Below are 21,534 nucleotides of genomic sequence, written 5' to 3' on the forward strand. Positions count from 1 at the left end.
TTTTTTTCAAATATAATAATTATTTACGTATCATATTTATAAAATATAAATATTTATGCTATTTATCTAGCTTACATTCTCAATAACAGCCGCATAACCTTGTCCAACTCCTACACATCCCGAATCGCTTTGCTCTCGGGACTTCGTTTCACTCAGCATACTAAACTCTTTCAATAACTGCGGCATAGCCTTGACCAACTCCAACACACATGGTAATTAAAGCATACTTTTTACCGGTGAGTTGTAGTTCTAAAGCGGCAGAATTAGCCAATCTTGCGCCGGTGACGCCAAGCGGATGACCAATTGCAATAGCACCACCATTGGGGTTGAGTCGCGGATCGTCATCTTTCAATCCCCAGGCACGAATACAAGCTAAAGATTGTGCAGCAAAAGCTTCATTCAGTTCAATGATATCCATATCTTCCATCTTTAAACCTGCTTTTTTCAAGGCTTTATTCGATGCTTCAACTGGACCGATTCCCATAATTCGAGGTTCGACACCAACAACAGCAGAACTTAAAATTTTAGCCATTGGTTTCAAATTATATTTATCGACTGCATTTTGTGAAGCCACAATCGTCGCTGCTGCGCCGTCATTCAATCCTGAAGAGTTTCCAGCAGTGACGCTACCATCTTTTCGGAAAGCTGGACGTAATTTACCAAGAATTTCTAACTTGGTTTGTGGTTTAACGAATTCATCTTGATCAAAAATTAAATCGTCTTGTTTTCTACGTGGAATACTTACTGCAACAATTTCTTTTGCCAATCGGCCACTTTCCTGAGCTTTGGTTGCTTTCATTTGGGAATTGTAAGCGAATTGATCTTGATCTTCGCGTGAAATTTTATGAATATCTACCAAATTTTCAGCCGTATCGCCCATACCATCTGTACCGTACATTTCGTGCATTTTAGGATTGACAAAACGCCAACCAAAACTCGTATCGTACATTTTGGCGTCGTTACCAAAAGCCGATGAGGGTTTAGCGATAGCATAAGGTCCACGCGTCATATGTTCTACGCCACCAGCAATAAATAGATCACCGTCTCCAGCTTTAATAGCACGATTGGCATGAATGATAGCCGAAAGTCCACTGCTACACAATCTATTGACTGTCTCACCAGGAACCGAGTGTGGCAAACCGGCCAAAAGTGAACACATTCTAGCTACATTTCGATTATCTTCTCCAGCTTGATTAGCGCAACCTAAAATAACATCGTCGTAATCTTCGGTTGGAATATTGGTATTTCTTTTTAGAATTTCTTTGATGACCAAAGCACCTAAATCATCAGCTCTTACTGGTGAAAGTGTACCTTTATAATTTCCGATTGGCGTTCGAATTCCATCTATAATATATGCATCCATATCTGTTGTAATTATTTACTTCAAATATCCATAATTTGAACGAAAACTAAAGTCTAAAACTGAAATTTATAGTTTTGAACTTAGAAACAATTGGTTAGAAAAAATGTTTTCAGTTTAAGTCGAATTCAATTTAACTCAATAAAACCTCGATTTAATGTCGAGGTTTAAATAATCATTCTAATTTTGATTTATTTATGCCTTAGATATCTTCTAAAAAGTTTACTGTTATGCATCAAAGTTACCTTACGCTTTTGCTGTTTGGTCTCATCATCCCATTCTTGATTGACGATTTTATCATAGTTTTTATCATAAAACGATTGTTCGATTGCAAATAATTCTTTTTTGGTAAAATCAGACTCACAAGCTATAAGCAAGTCATAGAATCTTTTGATATTTGGTAAGTTTTGAGATAAATTTTGTTGTTCTTCTAAATAATGAATTTGAATTTGCGAATCGGTTGAATCTTCTAGCAATCCTTTTTCAACCAATGTATAAAAAGCAATATTCATTAAGTTTTCGTCTTTGCTCGGCTTAATTTTTTCTCTGTAAAATTGATGGAAGTCGTTTAAGGAGACATCGTCTGAATTCAGCATTCTAAAGATCTCTTTCCTCAATTTTTCAAAATCATTTTGAGTGATGTTTCTAAACTCTGTTTTTTCTAGCTCAGATTTTATATCATTATCAATAGTCTTGCTAAAACAAGAAACAGAGGAAAAAACGACAATTGCGAATAAAAATAATCGTTTCATAATTTTAGATATTTATAATTAATCTAACCAAAAGTGATTAATACTTATAATAAACTAAAATAATCATTGTTAAAATTTAATACTAATCTGAATAATGAACTTATTAGGTTATTTTTTAAAAGAAAAAGTAAAAAAATCTACAGAACATTTGAAACTTAAAAAAACAACTTCTAAACCTCCCATTCTTTGCTTGTTCGGTAAACCACACCTTTAAACAAGGCCGCCAATTGCTTGTCTTTTTTGATTTCTACGATTTGAAAACCGAGTTTGTTTTTGGTACAGTCAATTTTGGTTTCTGCAGTAATATAATCGCCCTCCTCCAAAGCTTCTATGTGATTGATGGAAGTTTCAATAGAAACCGCAAACTTACCGTGAGTATTGGCGGCAAATCCAAAAGCGGTGTCTGCTAGCGAATACGTAATTCCACCGTGGGCTTTTTGCATAGAATTCAACATATCTTGACGAATTTTTAAGCCAAGTTTGCAATGTCCAAGTTCTACATTCAGAATTTCGATGCCCAACCATGTGCTGAATGGATCCAGAGACAGCATTTTATGTGGAATATTTAGTTTATTAGTCATGTTTTCAACTTTATCATTTAAACAACAAATAAACACATTTTTCAGGTCAAAGCCTTATTTTGAAGAAATCATCATTCCAACAATGAGGTCAGAAATATTCTTACGGCATCGGTTTTATTCAAGTAATATTTGGCTTTGGTTTTCTTTAAACCGACTTTTATCGTGTGTGACTTTTTAGGCAATTCTTCAAACATAAATTCATCCGTCCAATCGTCGCCTAAGGCAAAAATATGATCGTATTCTTTTTGATTCAAAACATGAGAACAAGCGCGTCCTTTATTGACTTTGCTGCTTTTTATTTCGATTACTTTATTGCCTTTCAACAGCGTTAAATCTGTGTTTGAAATAAAACTCGTCAGTACTGTATTGATTTCAACCACACGTTTTTGCGCCAGTTCAATATCAGCATTTCGGTAATGCCAAGCCAAAGAATATTTTTTCTTTTCAACCAAAGTTCCAGGTGTTCGGTCTACAAAAGTTTCTAAAACGGGCAACACATTTTCCATCCAATCGGTGTTTAAACGTTCTAAAATTTGCCATTCTTTATTTTCGTTTCGGATGGCGACACCGTGATCGGAAATCAGCGTGTAGTTTTTATCGGCAAACCATGTTCCCAAAGTTTCATTGTCACGACCGCTGATAATTACAATATCAAGATTTGGCTGGGCATCCAAACGGTCTAAAAGTTCAAACAAAGCAGCGTCTGGCTTGGCGTCTTCTGGCTTCTTTGTGAAATTTACTAAAGTGCCATCATAATCCAAAAACATCAATTTTGAATCTTGACTTTGAATGATTTTTTGAAAATCTTGAATATGATTGTCGCTAATTTTTTCAGCTTCAATGAAATTAGAAATATTATGAACTTGCTTCAAAGAATTCATAAACTCGCTAGCCCACTTTTCTACACTATAGCGCGACACACGTTTTTGCAAAGTTTGCATTCGGCTTTTTTGTTCAGCTTTTGGCATTTCCAAAGCTTGTTTGATGGTGTCGGCAATTTCTTCAAAATTGAAAGGATTGATGAGCAAGGCTTCATTCATTTCTTTGGAAGCGCCCGCCATTTCACTTAGAACTAAGACGCCATCTTCGTTGGTTCTGGTCGCTACATATTCTTTTGCGACAAGATTCATGCCATCACGCACTGGCGTAATCAAAGCCACATCGCTGGAAGTGTACAAATCGATAAGATTTTCAAATGGCATGGTTCGGAAAAAATACCAAATTGGCGTCCAGCTTACGGTTGAAAATTCACCGTTTATTCTTCCAACCAATTCATCGGTTTCACGCTTCAATTTTTGGTATTGTGGCACTTGCGAACGCGATGGCACGGCAAGCATAATCAGTCTTATCTTTTCTTGAAATTCTGGATATTTTTTCAGAAAATATTCAAAAGCGCGGATACGGTTTGGAATACCTTTGGTATAATCCAATCGATCTATGGACAAAATCATTTTTACATCGCTACTGTATTCTAAATGTTGATCCAATCGCTTTTGAATTTCAGTTTTTTCGTCTGGCTTTTGTGTATTGTGTTTTAATGCTGCCGACTTAAACTTTTCATAATCAATTCCCATTGGAAATGAATCAACTTTTATAATTCTGTGATCGTGGGTGATTTTATTGAAACTGACATCCAAGTTCAAAATTCGCTTCACGGAACTTAAAAAATGGCGCTCATAGTCATAAGTATGAAAACCAATTAAATCTGCGCCTAAGATGCCTTCCAGAATTTCTTTTCGTTTCGGAAACGTTCTAAAAATTTCATATGAAGGAAATGGAATATGGTTGAAAAAACCGATGGACAAATTGGGTTTTTCTGCTTTTACCAAAGCTGGCAATAGTAAAAGTTGGTAATCATGGATCCAAATTTTATCACCGTCTTTTGCTTGCTCTAAAACGACTTTAGCGAATTTTTGATTTACGCGTTCGTAAGATTCCCAGGATTTTTGGTCGAATTCTGTGTATTCTATAAAATAGTGAAATAAAGGCCAAAGGGTTCGATTGCTAAACCCGTAATAATACAAATCAACATCTTCTTGAGTTAAACCAACTGCAACACATTGTTCTTCGGAAATGGCAGAATTTACTTTTTTTTCAATTTCAGGATTCAACTCTTCATCGGTCAAACCTGACCAGCCAATCCAGATTCCATTACTATCTTTGTGAACAGATTTCATTCCGGTGGCAAGTCCACCGACACTGGGTTTAACTTTGATTTCATTATCATTGCGTTCAATCTGAAGTGGCAATCTGTTGGAGACGATTATTGTTTTATTCATAAGAAAATTTTGTAGTGTCCAATAATTTTGCGTTAATTTAATAAAAAATATAATTTTTAACTTACAAAACGTATTAAATCCTATGAATAATTTGAATTATGGAATTATTGGAAACTGCCGAACTGCAGCCTTAGTCTCCGATAAAGGTTCACTAGACTGGTGTTGCTTGCCAGAATTTGACTCAGCCTCTGTTTTTGCTAAACTACTTGATGAAGAAAAGGGTGGTCATTTTTCTTTTACAGTCGATGATTCTTATCAGATTTCTCAAATTTATATAGAAAACACTTGCGTCTTGAAAACGAGATTTGAAAATCCTGAACATTGTTTTGAAGTTTTCGATTTTCTGCCACGCTATCAAAAAGAAAATTCTAAATATCACGCACCTCCAGAAATAATTCGGTACATCAAAGTGATTTACGGCAAACCCAGCCTAAAAATAGATTATCAACCCAAATTAGAATACGCCATAGGTCATACCGTAAAATATGTGAAAGACAATTTTATAGTGAGTCTAACTGAGGCTGATAAATTTGACACGCTCTTTTTATACACCAATTTAGACAAAACAAAAGTCGTTGATGCTGAACCTATTCAACTTGAAGATGATGCCTTTTTCCTTTTGACTTATAATGAAAAAATAGATTTACCAAACATTTCATCAATCAAGTTAGAGTTTGAACGCACCAAAGTCTATTGGCTGAATTGGACTTTCAAAACGCCTGTTTTTCAAAAATATAATGACATGATCCTGCGAAGTGCCATGACTTTGAAACTGTTGAGTTACGAAAAAACAGGGGCAATATTGGCGGCTGCAACCACTTCTCTACCAGAAACCATTGGCGAAGTAAGAAATTGGGATTATCGCTTCTGTTGGATTAGAGATGCGTCTATGGTTGTAAAAGTGGTTTCACAACTTGGTCACGACCGCATGGCTAAACGCTATTTGCAGTTCATTATAGATCTAATTCCTGATAAGAATGAAAAACTGCAAATTATGTACGGCATCAATAAAGAGAAAGATTTGACGGAGAAAACACTATCGCATCTTAGCGGTTATCATAACTCTAAACCTGTGCGTGTTGGCAATGCAGCTTATGAGCAAAAGCAAAACGATATTTATGGCATTTTAATGGATGTTATTCATCAAGAATTAGTCAAATATAAATCCGACACAGAAAACAAAGAAGAACTTTGGACAATTACAAAAGGTATTGCTTGGGTGGTAAGTCGACATTGGGAAGAACCAGACAAAGGCATCTGGGAATTTCGAAACGAAAATCGACATTTCACCTTTTCAAAAGTGCTGTGTTGGGTTGCTATAGACCGCGCTATAAAGGTTTCTAAGTTATTTGGAAAAACGTCTAAATTGAAACGTTGGGAAGCTTTGGAAGAAGACATCAGAACAGATATTATGACTAATGCATGGAACGAATCGGTCGGTGCTTTCACCCAATCTTATGGTTCCACAGATTTAGATGCTTCTGTGTTGCTCATGGAAACTTATGGGTTTATTGAAGCCAAAAATCCAAAATACGTTTCGACTGTCAAAGCAATTGGCAAGCATTTGACCAATGATGGTCTGCTTTATCGTTACAAAAACAAAGATGATTTTGGATTACCGAGTTCTTCATTCACTATTTGTACGTTTTGGTATATCAACAGTTTGCATAAAATTGGCGAAGAACAATTGGCTGAAGAAAGTTTCGAACAACTTATGAAATATAGCAATCATTTGAATTTATTCAGCGAAGATATCGATTTCAAGAGCAAACGTCTTTTAGGGAATTTCCCTCAAGCCTATTCACATTTAGCATTGATTGAAACTGCCATCAATCTTTCAAAATCATAACACTAAATTTTTATGTCAAATATTGATCTTATTATCGAAGAAAAAGCCGCTGATATCGGCAATTTTATGGTTGGGCGATTATTACCATTTCGCCAAAAACGCATGGTTGGTCCATTTATTTTTATCGATCATATGGGACCTGCCGAAATGAATAAAGATGAAAACTTGGATGTACCGCCACACCCGCATATTGGTTTATCGACCTTAACATTTCTGTTTGAAGGTCGAATTCACCACAAAGACAGTTTAGGTAATGATATTGAAATTGCTCCTGGTGCAGTAAATTGGATGACATCGGGAAAGGGAATTGTTCATTCAGAACGCACACCGGAACGTTTCCGAAAACAAGCGAAGCGATTACACGGTTTACAAATTTGGGTGGCTTTGCCTAAAGATTTGGAAGACATGTCACCGCAATTTACACATATTGATAAAAATGACATCCCAAGTTGGCAAGACCAAAATGCTGAATTCAGGCTGATTGCAGGTCACGCATTCGGAAAAAAATCGCCAGTGCCCGTGTTTAGCGATTTGTATTTTATAGAAATCAAATCTAAAAAACGTACACAAATAGATATCGGAAAACATTTGTACGGCGAAAGTGCCTTGTATATTTTAGAAGGTCAAATTCACAATGATGGTTATACTTACAAACCCAAACGTATTTTGGTCGCAAAATCACCTGAACTGTGCCATTTTGAAATGGAAGAAAACACGACAGTTTATATTTTTGGTGGTGAAAAATTTCCTGAAGAACGATTTATTCATTGGAATTTTGTTTCCTCTGAAAAGGAAAAAATCGAAGCTGCTAGAACACAATGGAAAAACCAGGAATTCGATAAAATTCCTGGTGAAAATGGCTTTGTGCCATTGCCTTAATATCATATCTTCTCAGATATAAATAAACTATATTCTATCTCTACTCTAGCCGATCTGCACTATTGTTTTCATCGTCAAACAATCGGCCTGTATTATCTGGCAATAAATTACCATTTGGGTTTCCATTATTATCTAACATCATCGTGGCCAATTGAAAATCTAGGATTCTTAATGGCTCACCGTTTGGACTCAAAAACATATCTCCTGAAATAGCTCTAATACTTGTGTATGAATGCCCGTTACCATCGACTAAATTTTGTTTCACAAAGACTGAGAATCTGGACTCGCCTCCAATGGCTTCCTCCCCAACTATTAAAGCTCCGTATCCTTCTCCCGAAGTGCCTGAAGCATTTTCGAACTCTTCAACAAATACATAAGAGCCTTCTTGATCACTAAATCTGACTTTCCAATTTGGAAACCGTGTACCTGATGTTGCGGCATCATCTGGAACACTCGTTTGCATCATTACTAATTCTGCTAAAAAAGTAGCTTCAACATTTGGTGGATTGTCACCAGTATATACATTGAAACCCATATCTTCCATTGCTCTCACAACTTCAGGATTTAAAAAATCATTGATTTCTTGACGTGAAGTACTTGTTTCCCCATCATCTTCACTACAGGAAAAGAGTACAAATAACAATACTAAAGAAAAGTATTTAAATGTTATTAAAATTGATTTCTTTGAATTTTTAATTGTTTTAGTTTTCATAATAAATAGGTTTTAAATTAAATTTACTTAGACTTTATTTCACTTAAAATAGATTTCAATTTAGAAAATTTACTTGGACACTAACAGCTTTTACCACCAGCCACCAATATTATATACCGGGTTTTGTGGCTGATTTCGACCATACGTGAGTGCAATTTCTTTCAATGATTGCAATTGATTCACGGCGACTTTGGTACGGTCGTCTTGTTGTTTTAATATAAATTTCCACTCACGATTATCTACTTTTTTAATTCTTGAATTGATCTCACGTGATAAACTTTCAACCTGAGGATAACAGTCGGAGTTGGGTTCAATTTGGTTGAGATAGCTTGCGGCATCATTGGCTGCCTCAAAATCTAAACCTGCATTCCAAGCGTTTTTGGCTTTGTTCAGTAAAAGTTTACAATCTCTGTCTATTTTCTTCTGGTACAAAGGCGCAGCCATATCTAATGCTTTATTATAACAATCTTTGGAAATATTTGGAACAGAAGTCAGAACAAAAATTGCATTTTCAAATTGATTTTGATTGGCTAAAGATTCAGCATCTTTCAGAATGAAATCACATTCATTATTGTAATATTCTAAAATTCTATTTTTAGCAGTCATCAATAAATTTTGTAAGTTTTTATCACCAGATGAAATTTGTCTCACTGCGGCGATATAAGCTTTAGTTTCATTTCTTCCAACACCTTTCACATTTATGGCTGTACTGCCAAACTTTTTACCAGTAATTCCATCACCGACGTAAACGGCAACTTCCAAAGTTAATGCGACTTTAGCAGGAGCACCAGACACTACATATTTGTCCAGTACTGAAATATTTGGTGTAATGATAAATCTGGTGTTGTAGTTTTGGGAATCACCCAAGCCATTTGCTGTCACCACTTGAGCAAGTTTACTTTGTAAATTATTTCTTGCGGAAAGCGGCAAGTTTTCTACTTGATCTGAAACATACGGAACAATAGAAATTCTACCTAAATCGTCTGATTTACCTAAATCGTTTTGAGCTTCGGTTTTACTCAATACTAGGCAGAAAACAATTATGAATATTATTTTTATTTTTTTCATGATAATTTTTTATTTACTTCCTAAAAAAATGGTGGCTTCACCCAAACCTCTTGTTGTTATTTTATTTACAATATTGTAAGGTTCTTGACGTAAAAACCTACTAAGTTCACTAGCAAATCGACGCGTATCCATTGCACGTTGCCTGCCGTTTCTTTCAAAATATAATGGAATACGCACCTGCTCGAATATCAACATATTTTCGGTAGCATCTTTGGTTGTGAATCTTCCTTTCACTGAATTATCTGCCATCCAATCTTCAATAATGAAACCCAATTCTGTATAGTCTGAACCATATTCGGTTTCTAAATCATTTTCCCAATCACCCCATCTCATAACGCGAATAGAAACTTCTCGACCATTTTCAAACATGTCATCGAAATGATTTTGCAATGTATTTGCGAAAGGGTCGATGTAAGATAACACTGCTTCTTCTAAAAGTACTGGTAGTTCCGCTGAAAACGATGGCGCGCCAGTTCCTGCAGCAGTTGCAATTTGTTTGTTAGAGTAAGCATCTAAACCTTGCAAATTGAAGGTGATTGATTTTTTGGGACCTGTTGTATTGACTGTCCAAGTTAATTGCATAATAATATCTGCTTTGGCTTGATTCAGCAAAGCATCCACCGGACTTTCAGCAACTTCAGCTCCTGAAGATTTGGAGCTTCTCATGGCATCCAGCGCACTAGTTGAATTGATACTTTTTATTTCGGATTCTAAATTTTTCAAAGGGAAACCACGATCTGCCATCAAACCGTTTAGTTTACTAATGACTAATAATAAATCTGAATTTTGCTGAAAAGCTGCGGTATAATCTGGAACAACCTCTGTCATTCCTTGATTTTCGAATTCCATCGTGTAACCATTATTGACACACCAATTATCACTTGGGACAATCATAATTGTCGGTTTTTTGGCTTGAGCATTTGCACCAAAAGCAAAACCAAGAGCCAATATCATTGTAAACTTTGTTATTAATTTCATCTTTACTGTATTATGTTATCTTTTTGTAAATGTGATTTTAGTCCTATCATATCAACCTCTACAACCAGTTCATACGCTGTTTTTCCATCGCTGCTAGGATTAATATTTAGCTTGCGTTCTAACCAGTTTTTTTCTGGAAAACTGACGTAATTTTGAAAACTGCCATTTTCAGAAAAAAACTGATTGAAGTAATTTTCATAATCTCTTTTAGCATTTGGATTTGCTATTAAAGGTTTCATATTACAATCTGCTGATCCATTTCGAAGACCTTTGAATAAAATTTCATCTACAGCTTTAATTCTGGCATTAGTTTCAGCTTCATATTGACTTAAACCAATGCCCCAAGTTTTAACAATTTGCGAACCGTTAAAGCCTTTAGCTACACACTCTGTAGAATAATCGTAGTAACCTGAAATGGTCTTTGCTTTTGATTTGCAAGCCGTCATCAAACCGACGCACGCCAGACTTAATATTATTAATTTAATTTTCATAATTTTAGATTTAAAATCCAGATGACAAACCTCTTACAATACCAGCATCTTCAAGTTCTTTCCGCAGTAAAGCTTTATTAACAGAGACCACAATTCCAATTTTGTATTCTTTTCTTCTGAATAATCCACTGCCACCAACTTCATATCTATCTCCAGCTTTTACGGCACCGTCTGTAGTTAAATTGACAAATTTTTGATATTTGCCACCTTCAGCAAAAAAGGCTTCAAAGTAATCTGCTTTTTCTTGTTCTAAATTGGAATTTCTTGCTAAAGCCGGTTGACTAACACAACCTCTGTCGCCTTCTGGAATTCCTTTAAAAATCACTCCGTGAATGGCGTTTTTCTTAGCTTGTTCTATCGCCACATCTTTATTGAAGGAATACGAAAATATTTTAATTAAATAGACGCCATTGCTTCCAACGCCTTCGCACTCTATTTCGTAACGCCAGTTTTTGGTATCTTCGTCAGCAAGTTTTTTGGCTCTTTTTTGTGCAAAGCTATTAGTTGCGCTAAGTACCATTACTAATAGTATTAAAACTGTCTTTAGATTGTTTGTTCTCATTTTTTTGTGTTTAATTGATTTGTCTGATTAGCATCCCAGATGCATACTTATTACTATTGCCTTTGAAAAGTGTAAAATCCTCGGTTTTTTCAGCGTTTTCAGCTTCTTCAGCCATAAAAGTATTGTCCCAAATTTGTTTTTTGTCAACCTTAATTGTACCAATACGCTTGTAAGAAGTTCTGCCGTCTTCATCTAAAACTTGTTCTAAAACTTCAAATTTGTCACCTTTCTCCAGACCTTCTTTGAGTCCAATTTTAGCTTTAATAGGATCACCGCTTAGTAATGGTGTTTTCACTCTAAAATCTTCAAAAGTGCGTTGTAATTTGCTAATGTTTTTGTCAACAGCTCGAATCGTGGCTATTTCTATAAGTTCTTCATTTGTTTTTGAAGTGAAAATTGTGGATTGCAAGTTGTTTCTAGACACTTCACTACCAACATATTTGAGCTTGAAAAAGTCTGTGGACTCAAATTTTGCTTTTTTGTTTTCATCAAAATTTGATTCATCAATCCAGAAATCTGAATAAAACTTATTAGCTGTTTCTTCATCCCAAACAAGTTGATACAAGTAAGTTGTTGTTCTTACGAAATATCCTTTACCTACAACATCTGATGCTGCTTTCCCTAAAGTTGCTACCGTCGCAACTTCCTCACCTCCAGGAACAAAAGAAGCTACAGTTGACACAGCATTTAAGAAACCACCTCTTTTTTCTGCCTGCTCCTCTTTATTGGTGTATTTGTAATCGTATACTATTACAAAGGTATTTCCTATCAATTCTTCACCAGCATCTTGAAGCAAAGCACGACCTCTTTTGCTTTCCATAGCTACTTTCACATTTAAATCTGAAGCATCGTATTGACCACGCTCTGCTACAAGATCCATATTAAAGTTGCCATTTTCATCTCTATTGAACCATTTAGAAATCAATGATTTTGCTGCATTGTTTGCATTCAAATAATCTTCTATGTGTTGTGTTTGGTCATTTTCGCCTCCAACACCTGGAATAAGATAAGGTCCAATATTGTGGTTATTAAATTTTTCAGATAATTCAGTATTACCAAAGGCATCCTTTATAGTATTGTAATGTTCTCGTGATTGGTCATCGACCATAAGTGTATAAAGTGAACTTCGTCTGTATTTCATTCCTGACAATTCATCACGATCTAGTTTTTCAATGTCCGATCGTTCTCCAGAAGATTCAACTGTTGCGCTAACAAAATTACTTTTAGCTAAATTTTCATCACCTTCTTGTTTTTTTTGTTCTTCAAGAATCAATAGATATTCCTGCTCTCTCTTATTAAAGTTTGCAAAACTTTCTTCGTCTATTTCAGATAAATCTACATTTTCAAAATCTATAGCGTCTTCGGAAACTGGTGTTGCTGTTGATAACATACCAGAAGATGGAATAGAATTTCCTGCTGGAATAGCCGACATATTTCTTGCTATATCATTCATAGAACTAGACATATAAGAATCAATCGGCGCATTAAATTCAATTTTAGTCCGCATTTCTGTCATCATTTTGCCAGTTTCTACATTAGTAACCATCATTGTTTTAATCGGAACTTTAATACCATCATATTCGCCCCAATCTTGGTATTCGATTATGCTTTCACTATTATTATTGATTATGATTTCAGAAATTTTGATCCAGGAATTTTTGTCGAAATGAGAAGTTACCTGTGTAGCATCATCAACTCTGTAGCTCACTGCAAAAACCTCCATTCCGTTAAGTTTTTTCACACTTACTTCAGCGCTTTCAGGAGGATTCAATTCAGGAAAAAAAACAACCGGCTTATCATACAAAGCAAGCATGTTTTCATCGAAATCCATCTTAAAACCAGTGGACAATTCGGTATAGCCAGAGTTCCCTGTGTAGACAGTTTTAGTTACAGAACCAGCTGACTTTGTCACAGAAGCTAGCTTTCCAGACTTGTCTCTTGCCATAAGCATCACACTATTCATCGTAGTTTCTGTTCCGGAAAAATTTGTAGTTGTACTCATGGATTCTTCCTTTACCATTGACTGAATTTGTTTTAATTTCTCTCGACCACCAATAGCTTTAATGTAATTCTCAAATATTTTTTCTACACTGATCTCAGAACTGTCAATTTCAATTTCAAACACTTCTGAGTTTAATTTAGAAGAATACCGAATATTTTCAGCAAAAGTTGAACTGGCTAGAGAAATGAACATTAAAAAAGTTACAATTGTTTTCATATTTCTTTCTTTTATAATTTTAAAAATCTGTTTACTTCATAGCAATATTATTGAAATATTAAACTCAATTCCATACCCATTCATGGGTAATTTTTATTCACATTTAATTAACTTAATAAAGAACTACCTTTTGAATTTAAATACTTAATTATTTGATTTTTAACACATTAAAAAAATAAAACTATAATTTTTATTTAACATAAACAAGTTTAATTCAGAGTTAAAACTAAAATATTGTTAATAAAATTGACTAAAAACAACAAATCAAATTGGATAAATTATTGAATTTATTTTTATAATTTAGATTGAATTTAGAACCTGAAATTACAGTCGCTATGAATATAGAAGAACTTAGAGACTACTGTTTAGCAAAATCATCAACATCAGAAGGTTTTCCGTTTGGTGAAGATGTTTTGGTGTTTAAAGTCTGCGGAAAAATGTTTGCGCTTATTTCTCTTAAAAAATGGGAGAACGGCAGCCAAAACATCAATTTGAAATGCGACCCAGATTATGCTATCGAATTAAGAACAGAATATCCGGACGAAGTTTTTCCGGGCTACCATATGGATAAAAAACATTGGAATACAGTGGTTATCAATGGTTCGAATCTTTCAGAAAAACAAATTAAACACCTCATCAATCATTCTTATGAATTGGTAGTGAGTAAATTGCCAAAAAAAGATAGAATCCAACTAGAATCTTGAAATTAAATTTATTTTTAGTTGAAATCTTCATTTTTAGAATCTGTGGGTTTGAAAAAAGCTAAATCCATTTTTAAGCTTATTTTTGTGACTTAATTTTTACTCAACATGTCACAAACCAAAACTATATATCAAACCAAAATTCAGGAATTCAAATCTGAGCTGAAACAAGTCAAGCAACAACTTTTTCTCTCCAGCATGTTGCGTTTATTAGTATTTCTACTTGTTGCTTTTTCGGTGTATCAGTTTTGGTCTTCTACCAGAATTGTCATCGGTGCCGTTTTAGCTGGCATCGTTTTATTTATCATTTTGGTCACCAGACACAGCAATATTCAATATAAAAAAGCCAAGCTAAAAGCCCTAATTGACCTCAACCAGACGGAGCTCAAAATTCTTGACAGAGAATTTGCCGACCGTCCTACAGGCGAAGTTTACAAAGATTCACTGCATGAATTCAGCCAAGATATCGATATTTTTGGAAAGCATTCTTTTTTCCAATATTTGAATCGGACGTCGCTTCAGGAAGGCGAAACGAATTTAGCAAAAATGTTGACTGCCAACGACATCAAACATATTGAAATCAAGCAAAAAGCGATTCAGGATTTGGCAGAACTTGTTGATTTTAGACAGCAATTTTCTGCCGATGCCAAATTGGTGGACACAGACACCAAAGCCTCGAGCATTATAGATTGGATTACCAATTACAATTCTTTTGTGCCTAAAATGATGGCTTGGTTTCCAATTGTATTTTCGTTGCTTTCTGTGTCTGTCATTAGCATTTATTTCTTGAATTATATTTCTGGCGCGCAACTTTTACTTTGGTTTGTTATTGGATTGGTCATCAGTGGTATTTATTTGAAAAAAGTGAATGTTTTGTCGGGTTATGTGAGCAAAGCCCAAAGTACATTTCAGCAATATTTCAAACTGCTGAATGCCATTGAAAATGCTAATTTTTCATCGGACTTATTAAAAACTTATCAAGAGAAAATCAAAACCGAAAATGCAACAGCTAGTCAAACTTTAAAGCAGTTTTCAAAACATATTGACGCTTTGGATCAACGTAATAATTTTCTGGTAGGTGTATTTTTGAATGGTTTTATGCTTCGTGATTTGACGCAATCTTTAAAGATTGAAAAATGGATTGCACTTCATGCCGACCAAGTAAAAAACTGGTTTGAAGTTATCGCCCAAATCGATGCGCTGAATAGTTTAGGGAATTTTGCATTCAATCATAAAAACTACGTGTTTCCTGAAATTCAAGACGGTAATTTTCTAACCAAAACGCGCGGCGCTGTGCATCCACTCATTGATCCAAAAGATGCAGTCACCAATGATTTCGACATCAAAAATGATGAATTTTTCATCATAACTGGCGCCAATATGGCGGGAAAAAGTACATTTCTTAGAACAGTTTCCATACAAATTGTGATGGCGAATGTTGGTCTGCCAGTTTGTGCAAAATCTTGCGAATACAACCCTATAAAACTAATTACCAGTATGCGAACGGTTGATTCGCTGGCAGATGAAGCCTCATATTTTTTTGCTGAATTGACCAGATTGAAATATATCGTGGACAAAATCCAAGATGAGCGTTATTTTATTGTTTTGGATGAAATTTTGAAAGGCACCAATTCTACAGACAAAGCCATTGGTTCACAAAAATTCGTGGAGCGATTGGTAAAATCTAAATCCGTTGGAATCATCGCCACCCACGATTTGAGTTTGTGCGAGGTTGCTGAATCGATGCCACAAGTGAAAAATTATTATTTCGATGCGGAAATTTTGAATGATGAATTGCATTTCGATTATGCTTTAAAACATGGCATTTGTCAAAATATGAACGCTTCTTTCTTATTGAAAAAAATGGATATTGTGGAATAGTCATTAAGTTGAAAAAATTCTAAGCCTGTAAGGCTTTTTCATTATATCTCTTCAAACACTTCGGCTTCAGAGATTTCCGGAGTGTCTTCAGATTTGGTTAGGGTAAACGAAAATTCGCTACCGATGCCATACACGCTGTCTACAAAAATCTTTTCGTCGTGGGCTTCAATGATATGTTTCACGATAGACAACCCAAGTCCGGAGCCGCCTTCTTTGCGTGAACCAGTTTTGTCTACGCGGTAGAAACGCTCAAACAATCTCGGTATATTTTCTTTTTCGATGCCTTCGCCGTTGTCGGTGACACGCAATAGAATTTTTTCTTTTGAAATCTCTTCAATGCTAATTTCCGTTGTGCCGCCTTTTTTACCGTATTTTATAGAATTGACTATCAAATTGGTAATAACTTGTTGAATGCGTTCTTTATCACCAGTGACGTAAACTGGCGGATAAGTATCGTCGAAAGTGAGGCTGATGTCCTTTTTGGCAGATTTCATTTCCAGTAAATCAAACACGCTTTGCACCAAATCTACAATATCGAAAGTTTCAATAAAAAGATTCAAATCGCCAGTTTCTAATTTGGTAATCATATCCAAATCTTTGACGATATAAATCAAACGATCGACGCCTTTACTGGCGCGATTCAGGTATTTTTTTCGAACTTTTTTGTCTTTGATGGCGCCGTCCAATAAAGTTAAAATATAACCTTGAACGGTGAATAATGGCGTTTTCAATTCATGAGAAATATTGCCGATGAAATCTTTTCGATAATTTTCTCTGACTTTTAAAGTTTCGATTTCTAGTTTTTTGCCACGTGCAAATTTTTCAACTTCTTCGGTCAAAGTTTTGATGTCTGAAGTAATTCGCTGTTTATCTAATGAACTTTTGTCGAGTATTGACACGCTGTCGTAAATAGATTTCACTCTTTTGTAGATGAAATATTCTATCCGCAACTGAATGATAAAAAACGAAAACACAAAACAGGTTATGGCAAAAATAAAAATAGAAGCCAAATTGACTTCTAGTTGAATATATTCATAAATTGTGATGAGTAAAGACAGAAATAAAGTGATATACGTCGACGTATGTAATGCAAATTTGTAAGATCGCTTAAATTTCTGACTCATTAATTTACAAACTTATAGCCGACGCCTTTTACGGTTTTGAATCTTTTGTCGCCTAGCTTTTCTCTTAGTTTTCTGATGTGAACATCTATTGTTCGTCCACCCACAACGACTTCATTTCCCCAAACGGTGTTCAAAATATCGTCTCTTTTGAAAACTTTATTGGGTTCTGAAGTGAGCAAAGATAGCAATTCAAATTCTTTTCTCGGCAAAGTCAGTTCTTGACCGTTATTGATTATTTTGTATTCATCACGGTTGATGATAATGCCTCCAACTTCGTAGATGTTTTTGTTTTCTTTTTCAGATTTGAATCTGCGTAACAAAGCTTTTACCTTACTCATCAAAACTTTCGGTCTTACAGGTTTGGTAATGTAGTCGTCTGCACCTGCGTCGAATCCAGCGACTTGAGAATAATCTTCGCCTCTGGCGGTAAGAAATGTGATGACGGTATCTTCTAAACCTTCTGTTTTTCGGATTTGCTCACAGGCTTCTATGCCGTCCATTTCGGGCATCATGACATCTAGAATAATGAGGTTTGGTTTTTTCTTTTTGGCTTTTTTAACGGCTTCAACACCGTTTTCTGCAGTATGAACTTTGTAACCTTCGTTGTTCAGATTATAACTTAGGATTTCCAAGATATCTGGATCATCGTCAACAACAAGAATGGTAATTTCTGATTTTTTCATTTTCAAAATGTTTGCTTAATGACAAAGTTAAGCAATTGAATATTAGCTGAAAGTTAAGAATAATGCTTGACATAAAAAAGCTGCCTTCGTGAAAAGGCAGCTTGAAAAAATTATTTCTACAAAAAAAATCAAATTAGAATTTATAGGAGTATCCTAAAGAAAATGCCTGGCCAGGATCTCTTCTAGAATAAATTCTGGATTCGGCCTGAAAAGAATTATAATTCGTTTCAATCACATCGTTTAAGATATTACTGAAACCAAAGTTGATGGAAGAATTCTTGTTTTCGCCAAAAGCTTTTGACAATCTAAAACTCATATTATGGAAAGGTTGAGTGTAAGCATCAGGTACATTTCTAATCCCTACAACTTCCAAGGTTTCGCCTTGAACATTATAGAATAAACCACCTTGCCATCCTTTTTCAGGATCATCATAATTAAGACCTACATTAATTAGATAAGGGGATTGACCTTGCAAATCTCTTTCATCGTCGATAACCTGACCTTCTCTTGCTGCTAGTTGTCTAGATTCGAATTCTTGTTCTGACATTTCAACAACTGATTCAATGAATGAAATATTTGTATTCACACTAAATTTGGACAAGCTTTCTGCAATAAAACCAAAATTCTTTCTAACTTCAAATTCTAATCCATATACATCTGCTGAGTTTACATTTTGTGGTTGCAAATTGTTAGGCGCTTCTGGAAAAGCAACTAATTCTATAGGATCCTTGAAACTTTTATAAAACGCACTAACGGCAAACATTTGACCATTTTCTAAGTACTTTTCATATCTAAAATCGATATTATTGATGTAAGTTGGCTGAACATCAATATTTCCAATAAATGTAATATCACTTAGCGGATCAAAAATTTGCGCAATGGAAGCCTCTTTGAAAGACGGTCTTGCTGTTGTTCTGTAATAAGAACCTCTAAGATTAGTTTCGTCATTCAAAGCATAAATTAGGTTAGCTGAAGGAAATAAATCTGCTTTATCTAAAATTTGTTCATCTTCTAGATCCAAAGTCCCTTGGTTATTTTCACCGGTATAGTTCAGTTGATAATTTTCAAAGCGCAACCCTATAATACTTTTGAAATTGTCTGTGATATTGAATTCTTCTGAAACAAATGCAGCCGCAACTCTAGAGTTGGACTTGAAATTGTTAGCTGGCTCAAAATTACCTTGAATATAAGAGCCGCTGTTAGTTTCGCTTCTCCAGATATTCTCGTCTAGCAAAAGTTTATCTGGGTCACCATTGATTGGAGTTTGGCTTGAACCTTTAATCAAAACATTATAGTTATTGATTCTAAATTCTCTTTCCTTAAAAGTATAAGCTGTTCCAAATTTAAAATTAGCTTTTCTTCCAAAAAGTTGGTGTTTTTTGGAAGCATCTGCTTTTCCGGCTAAATTGATTTCTTCTAAATTACGCCATAGTCTCTGTGGTGCACCAGCAGTGCTTGGTCTAATTGAAAATTGGTTTTCCCCAATAACTTCGAATGGAGTGACACGAACATCTTTATCATATATTCTTGAAAAACTTGGAGAAAGTGCCCATTCTATCTCCCATGAAGCATCTTCATTGGTATGACTACCATTCAAATTTAAATTAGTAATAGACTTTTCTGTATATTCCAAGTTATCTCGAACCACTTCAATATCATCTTGAATAAATGTAAACGTTCTGAATTTACCAGCTCTAGAAATTCCATTTTGTAAGTGCAAAACATTAAAGCGATATTTGGATTGGTCAGTTTTGTATGAAATTCCTGCCAGACCACTAAGAAGTACAGAGTTTATTCCTACGTCACCATTTTGAGTTCGGTTTGGTCTTAGTTCTGTCTCAGCTAAATCTATAGGTTTGAAAAAGAAGTTTTGTTCTAAATCTTCAAAATATTCAGTATTATTTCTGTAAGATATGTTTGCTAAGTAACCTAGTTTATTGTTATTTTCTCCAACATTATAATTATTTCCAGCAGAAAAACTGAAATTAAAATCATTTTTACTTGTTGTGCGGTCTGCAGCAAGTTTTTTATCAAACTCTCTAGTAATATCAGTAACGCTAACACCGTTATCATTTAGTCCATCACCGACTGGCGATGGAATATCTAAATCTTCGTCAATTGGCAAATCTCTATCGCCATTATCAAAACCTAAAAAGTCTGTTGGATTAGAAGCGCCTTCTAAATAATCTGAATTGAAGTGCATTTTTGTATTATAAGAAGTTCCAACACTAAAACTATAAGTCTCACTTGAAGGAAAATCTTTGGTTACAATATCAACAACACCTCCTGTAAAATCGGCCGGCATATCAGCAGTTGCTGTTTTGGACACAATTATATTTTCAATAATACTAGAAGGGATAACATCCATTTGTAAAGTATTTCGGTCAGGATCTAAGCCTGGAATATCAATTCCGTTGAGTATCGATTTCGTATACCTGTCTCCAAGCCCTCTTACAAAAACGTATTTACCGCCCTGAACAGAAACACCTGGAATACTTTTCACAGCTGAAGCGACAGTACTGGCACCTGTTCTTTTAATTCCTTCTAAAGACATTCCATCAGTAACTTTAACTGATTTTTTCTGAAGATTCAATACTGATGCTTCCGTGTTTCTTCTTGCAGTGGTTGTAATCAAAACTTCATCTAAGCTACTTGAAGAGGCATTCAAAGTTACATTTAATCTGGTAACTTCATTTGCTTTAACTACTACCTCAGTAATTTCTTTAGATTCATAGCCTACAAATGAAAATTTAACGCGGTAGGTTCCCGGTGAAATTTTGATACTATACTCCCCATCAAAATCTGTAGTACTACCTTTGTCTGTATCTTGAACTATCACATTTGCAAAAGGCAAAACATCATCCAATTCACCATCCAACACCTTACCTTCTAATGTGCCATTTTGTGAAAAAGCTAATGTTGATATAAAACTGAATGCTAAAAAAACTAATTTAGAAAAATGATTCATAAAGTCTATTACTTTAAAATTATAAGTATTGCCCGACCTGATTTAGATCGAGCAATACTTTGAAAATTGTATATTGTATGTTGTGTTTTGATTTAATTAAAATCCTAAACCTGATGCTGCTTGAGCTACCCATGTCCAAGAAAAACTTCCTAGGTTAGCACCAACCGTTGCATCGTTTGTACTTGAAATTTCTGATACAAAACCACCATTCCCAACAGCATCTGCTTGGAAAGATGTTTGACCAGATGAATCTGTAAACAAAGTTGCTATATCTGAAACACCTGCTGGTGGAACAATCTCTAAGTTAGAAAATGTAAGGTCACCATTATTATAGTTATCTGCTACACCTTGGTTATCTTGAAGCGTAAAGTCAGAAGTTTCCAACCCACCTACTAAAAGAATATTGTTATTATTTCCCATTGCACTTGAACGGAATTGAGCAAATTCT

At 34.9% G+C, this 21,534-nt stretch carries 17 protein-coding genes and 1 pseudogene; 4 read left to right on the forward strand and 14 right to left on the reverse strand.

Annotated features, from left to right (window positions below; genetic code table 11):
- Positions 1-160 precede the first annotated feature (160 nt).
- From pcaF to EIG86_RS01030, 4 genes are all read right to left on the reverse strand, one after another.
- A complete protein-coding gene (gene pcaF, locus EIG86_RS01015; RefSeq protein ID WP_127844290.1) occupies positions 161-1,363 on the reverse strand; it encodes a 3-oxoadipyl-CoA thiolase in 1,203 nt (400 codons plus the stop codon).
- Between the two features lie 188 nt (positions 1,364-1,551).
- Positions 1,552-2,112, reverse strand: coding sequence for a hypothetical protein (locus EIG86_RS01020; protein WP_127844291.1), 561 nt, complete (start codon positions 2,110-2,112; stop codon positions 1,552-1,554).
- A gap of 170 nt (positions 2,113-2,282) precedes the next feature.
- On the reverse strand, positions 2,283-2,693 hold the full coding sequence (locus EIG86_RS01025) for a PaaI family thioesterase (RefSeq protein WP_127844292.1): 411 nt from the start codon (positions 2,691-2,693) through the stop codon (positions 2,283-2,285).
- A gap of 71 nt (positions 2,694-2,764) precedes the next feature.
- Complete coding sequence (locus tag EIG86_RS01030) at positions 2,765-4,972, reverse strand: bifunctional alpha,alpha-trehalose-phosphate synthase (UDP-forming)/trehalose-phosphatase (protein WP_127844293.1); 2,208 nt, start codon at positions 4,970-4,972, stop codon at positions 2,765-2,767.
- Between the two features lie 82 nt (positions 4,973-5,054).
- Here EIG86_RS01030 and EIG86_RS01035 point away from each other — a divergent pair, with 82 nt between their 5' ends.
- On the forward strand, positions 5,055-6,821 hold the full coding sequence (locus EIG86_RS01035; RefSeq protein WP_127844294.1) for a glycoside hydrolase family 15 protein: 1,767 nt from the start codon (positions 5,055-5,057) through the stop codon (positions 6,819-6,821).
- Between the two features lie 12 nt (positions 6,822-6,833).
- Entirely contained in the window at positions 6,834-7,700 is an 867-nt protein-coding gene (locus tag EIG86_RS01040) for a pirin family protein (protein WP_127844295.1), read from the forward strand.
- A gap of 40 nt (positions 7,701-7,740) precedes the next feature.
- Here the strand turns inward: EIG86_RS01040 and EIG86_RS01045 are convergent, their stop codons facing one another.
- From EIG86_RS01045 to EIG86_RS01070, 6 genes are all read right to left on the reverse strand, one after another.
- The gene (locus EIG86_RS01045) at positions 7,741-8,412 is read right to left on the reverse strand and encodes a hypothetical protein (RefSeq protein ID WP_127844296.1); all 672 of its coding nucleotides are present in this window, start codon (positions 8,410-8,412) and stop codon (positions 7,741-7,743) included.
- Between the two features lie 90 nt (positions 8,413-8,502).
- Complete coding sequence (locus EIG86_RS01050; RefSeq protein WP_127844297.1) at positions 8,503-9,480, reverse strand: hypothetical protein; 978 nt, start codon at positions 9,478-9,480, stop codon at positions 8,503-8,505.
- A gap of 9 nt (positions 9,481-9,489) precedes the next feature.
- Positions 9,490-10,458 (reverse strand): DUF6175 family protein, encoded by a 969-nt coding sequence (locus tag EIG86_RS01055; protein WP_240032153.1) that lies wholly within the window; start codon positions 10,456-10,458, stop codon positions 9,490-9,492.
- A 2-nt stretch (positions 10,459-10,460) separates the two neighbouring features.
- Positions 10,461-10,949 (reverse strand): hypothetical protein, encoded by a 489-nt coding sequence (locus tag EIG86_RS01060; protein WP_127844298.1) that lies wholly within the window; start codon positions 10,947-10,949, stop codon positions 10,461-10,463.
- Positions 10,950-10,959: 10 nt separating this feature from the next.
- On the reverse strand, positions 10,960-11,511 hold the full coding sequence (locus tag EIG86_RS01065) for a hypothetical protein (RefSeq protein WP_127844299.1): 552 nt from the start codon (positions 11,509-11,511) through the stop codon (positions 10,960-10,962).
- 10 nt (positions 11,512-11,521) lie between these two features.
- Positions 11,522-13,729, reverse strand: a complete 2,208-nt coding sequence (locus EIG86_RS01070; protein WP_127844300.1) for a hypothetical protein — start codon at positions 13,727-13,729, stop codon at positions 11,522-11,524.
- A 335-nt stretch (positions 13,730-14,064) separates the two neighbouring features.
- On the opposite strand from EIG86_RS01070, the gene EIG86_RS01075 reads away from it, so the two are divergent.
- The gene (locus EIG86_RS01075) at positions 14,065-14,433 is read left to right on the forward strand and encodes an MmcQ/YjbR family DNA-binding protein (RefSeq protein ID WP_127844301.1); all 369 of its coding nucleotides are present in this window, start codon (positions 14,065-14,067) and stop codon (positions 14,431-14,433) included.
- 105 nt (positions 14,434-14,538) lie between these two features.
- Positions 14,539-16,311, forward strand: a complete 1,773-nt coding sequence (locus tag EIG86_RS01080; RefSeq protein ID WP_127844302.1) for a MutS-related protein — start codon at positions 14,539-14,541, stop codon at positions 16,309-16,311.
- A gap of 41 nt (positions 16,312-16,352) precedes the next feature.
- Here EIG86_RS01080 and EIG86_RS01085 read toward each other — a convergent pair whose 3' ends face one another.
- The 4 genes and pseudogenes from EIG86_RS01085 to EIG86_RS01100 all read right to left on the reverse strand — a co-directional run.
- On the reverse strand, positions 16,353-17,435 hold the full coding sequence (locus EIG86_RS01085) for a sensor histidine kinase (RefSeq protein WP_127844303.1): 1,083 nt from the start codon (positions 17,433-17,435) through the stop codon (positions 16,353-16,355).
- Entirely contained in the window at positions 17,435-18,118 is a 684-nt protein-coding gene (locus tag EIG86_RS01090; protein ID WP_127844304.1) for a response regulator transcription factor, read from the reverse strand. Before EIG86_RS01090 ends, EIG86_RS01085 begins: the two co-directional genes overlap by 1 nt.
- 133 nt (positions 18,119-18,251) lie before the next feature.
- Positions 18,252-21,086 (reverse strand): TonB-dependent receptor, encoded by a 2,835-nt coding sequence (locus EIG86_RS01095; protein WP_127844305.1) that lies wholly within the window; start codon positions 21,084-21,086, stop codon positions 18,252-18,254.
- A 96-nt stretch (positions 21,087-21,182) separates the two neighbouring features.
- Positions 21,183-21,534: pseudogene (locus EIG86_RS01100) on the reverse strand (hypothetical protein); the annotation flags it as partial.

The organism is Psychroflexus aestuariivivens (genome assembly GCF_004010055.1).
Taxonomy (GTDB): domain Bacteria; phylum Bacteroidota; class Bacteroidia; order Flavobacteriales; family Flavobacteriaceae; genus Psychroflexus; species Psychroflexus aestuariivivens.

Coding starts and splice junctions, on each gene's coding strand:
- pcaF (WP_127844290.1), bottom strand. CDS start 1,363: ATGGATGCATATATTATAGATGGAATTCGAACGCCAATCGGAAATTAT.
- EIG86_RS01020 (WP_127844291.1), bottom strand. CDS start 2,112: ATGAAACGATTATTTTTATTCGCAATTGTCGTTTTTTCCTCTGTTTCT.
- EIG86_RS01025 (WP_127844292.1), bottom strand. CDS start 2,693: ATGACTAATAAACTAAATATTCCACATAAAATGCTGTCTCTGGATCCA.
- EIG86_RS01030 (WP_127844293.1), bottom strand. CDS start 4,972: ATGAATAAAACAATAATCGTCTCCAACAGATTGCCACTTCAGATTGAA.
- EIG86_RS01035 (WP_127844294.1), top strand. CDS start 5,055: ATGAATAATTTGAATTATGGAATTATTGGAAACTGCCGAACTGCAGCC.
- EIG86_RS01040 (WP_127844295.1), top strand. CDS start 6,834: ATGTCAAATATTGATCTTATTATCGAAGAAAAAGCCGCTGATATCGGC.
- EIG86_RS01045 (WP_127844296.1), bottom strand. CDS start 8,412: ATGAAAACTAAAACAATTAAAAATTCAAAGAAATCAATTTTAATAACA.
- EIG86_RS01050 (WP_127844297.1), bottom strand. CDS start 9,480: ATGAAAAAAATAAAAATAATATTCATAATTGTTTTCTGCCTAGTATTG.
- EIG86_RS01055 (WP_240032153.1), bottom strand. CDS start 10,458: ATGAAATTAATAACAAAGTTTACAATGATATTGGCTCTTGGTTTTGCT.
- EIG86_RS01060 (WP_127844298.1), bottom strand. CDS start 10,949: ATGAAAATTAAATTAATAATATTAAGTCTGGCGTGCGTCGGTTTGATG.
- EIG86_RS01065 (WP_127844299.1), bottom strand. CDS start 11,511: ATGAGAACAAACAATCTAAAGACAGTTTTAATACTATTAGTAATGGTA.
- EIG86_RS01070 (WP_127844300.1), bottom strand. CDS start 13,729: ATGAAAACAATTGTAACTTTTTTAATGTTCATTTCTCTAGCCAGTTCA.
- EIG86_RS01075 (WP_127844301.1), top strand. CDS start 14,065: ATGAATATAGAAGAACTTAGAGACTACTGTTTAGCAAAATCATCAACA.
- EIG86_RS01080 (WP_127844302.1), top strand. CDS start 14,539: ATGTCACAAACCAAAACTATATATCAAACCAAAATTCAGGAATTCAAA.
- EIG86_RS01085 (WP_127844303.1), bottom strand. CDS start 17,435: ATGAGTCAGAAATTTAAGCGATCTTACAAATTTGCATTACATACGTCG.
- EIG86_RS01090 (WP_127844304.1), bottom strand. CDS start 18,118: ATGAAAAAATCAGAAATTACCATTCTTGTTGTTGACGATGATCCAGAT.
- EIG86_RS01095 (WP_127844305.1), bottom strand. CDS start 21,086: ATGAATCATTTTTCTAAATTAGTTTTTTTAGCATTCAGTTTTATATCA.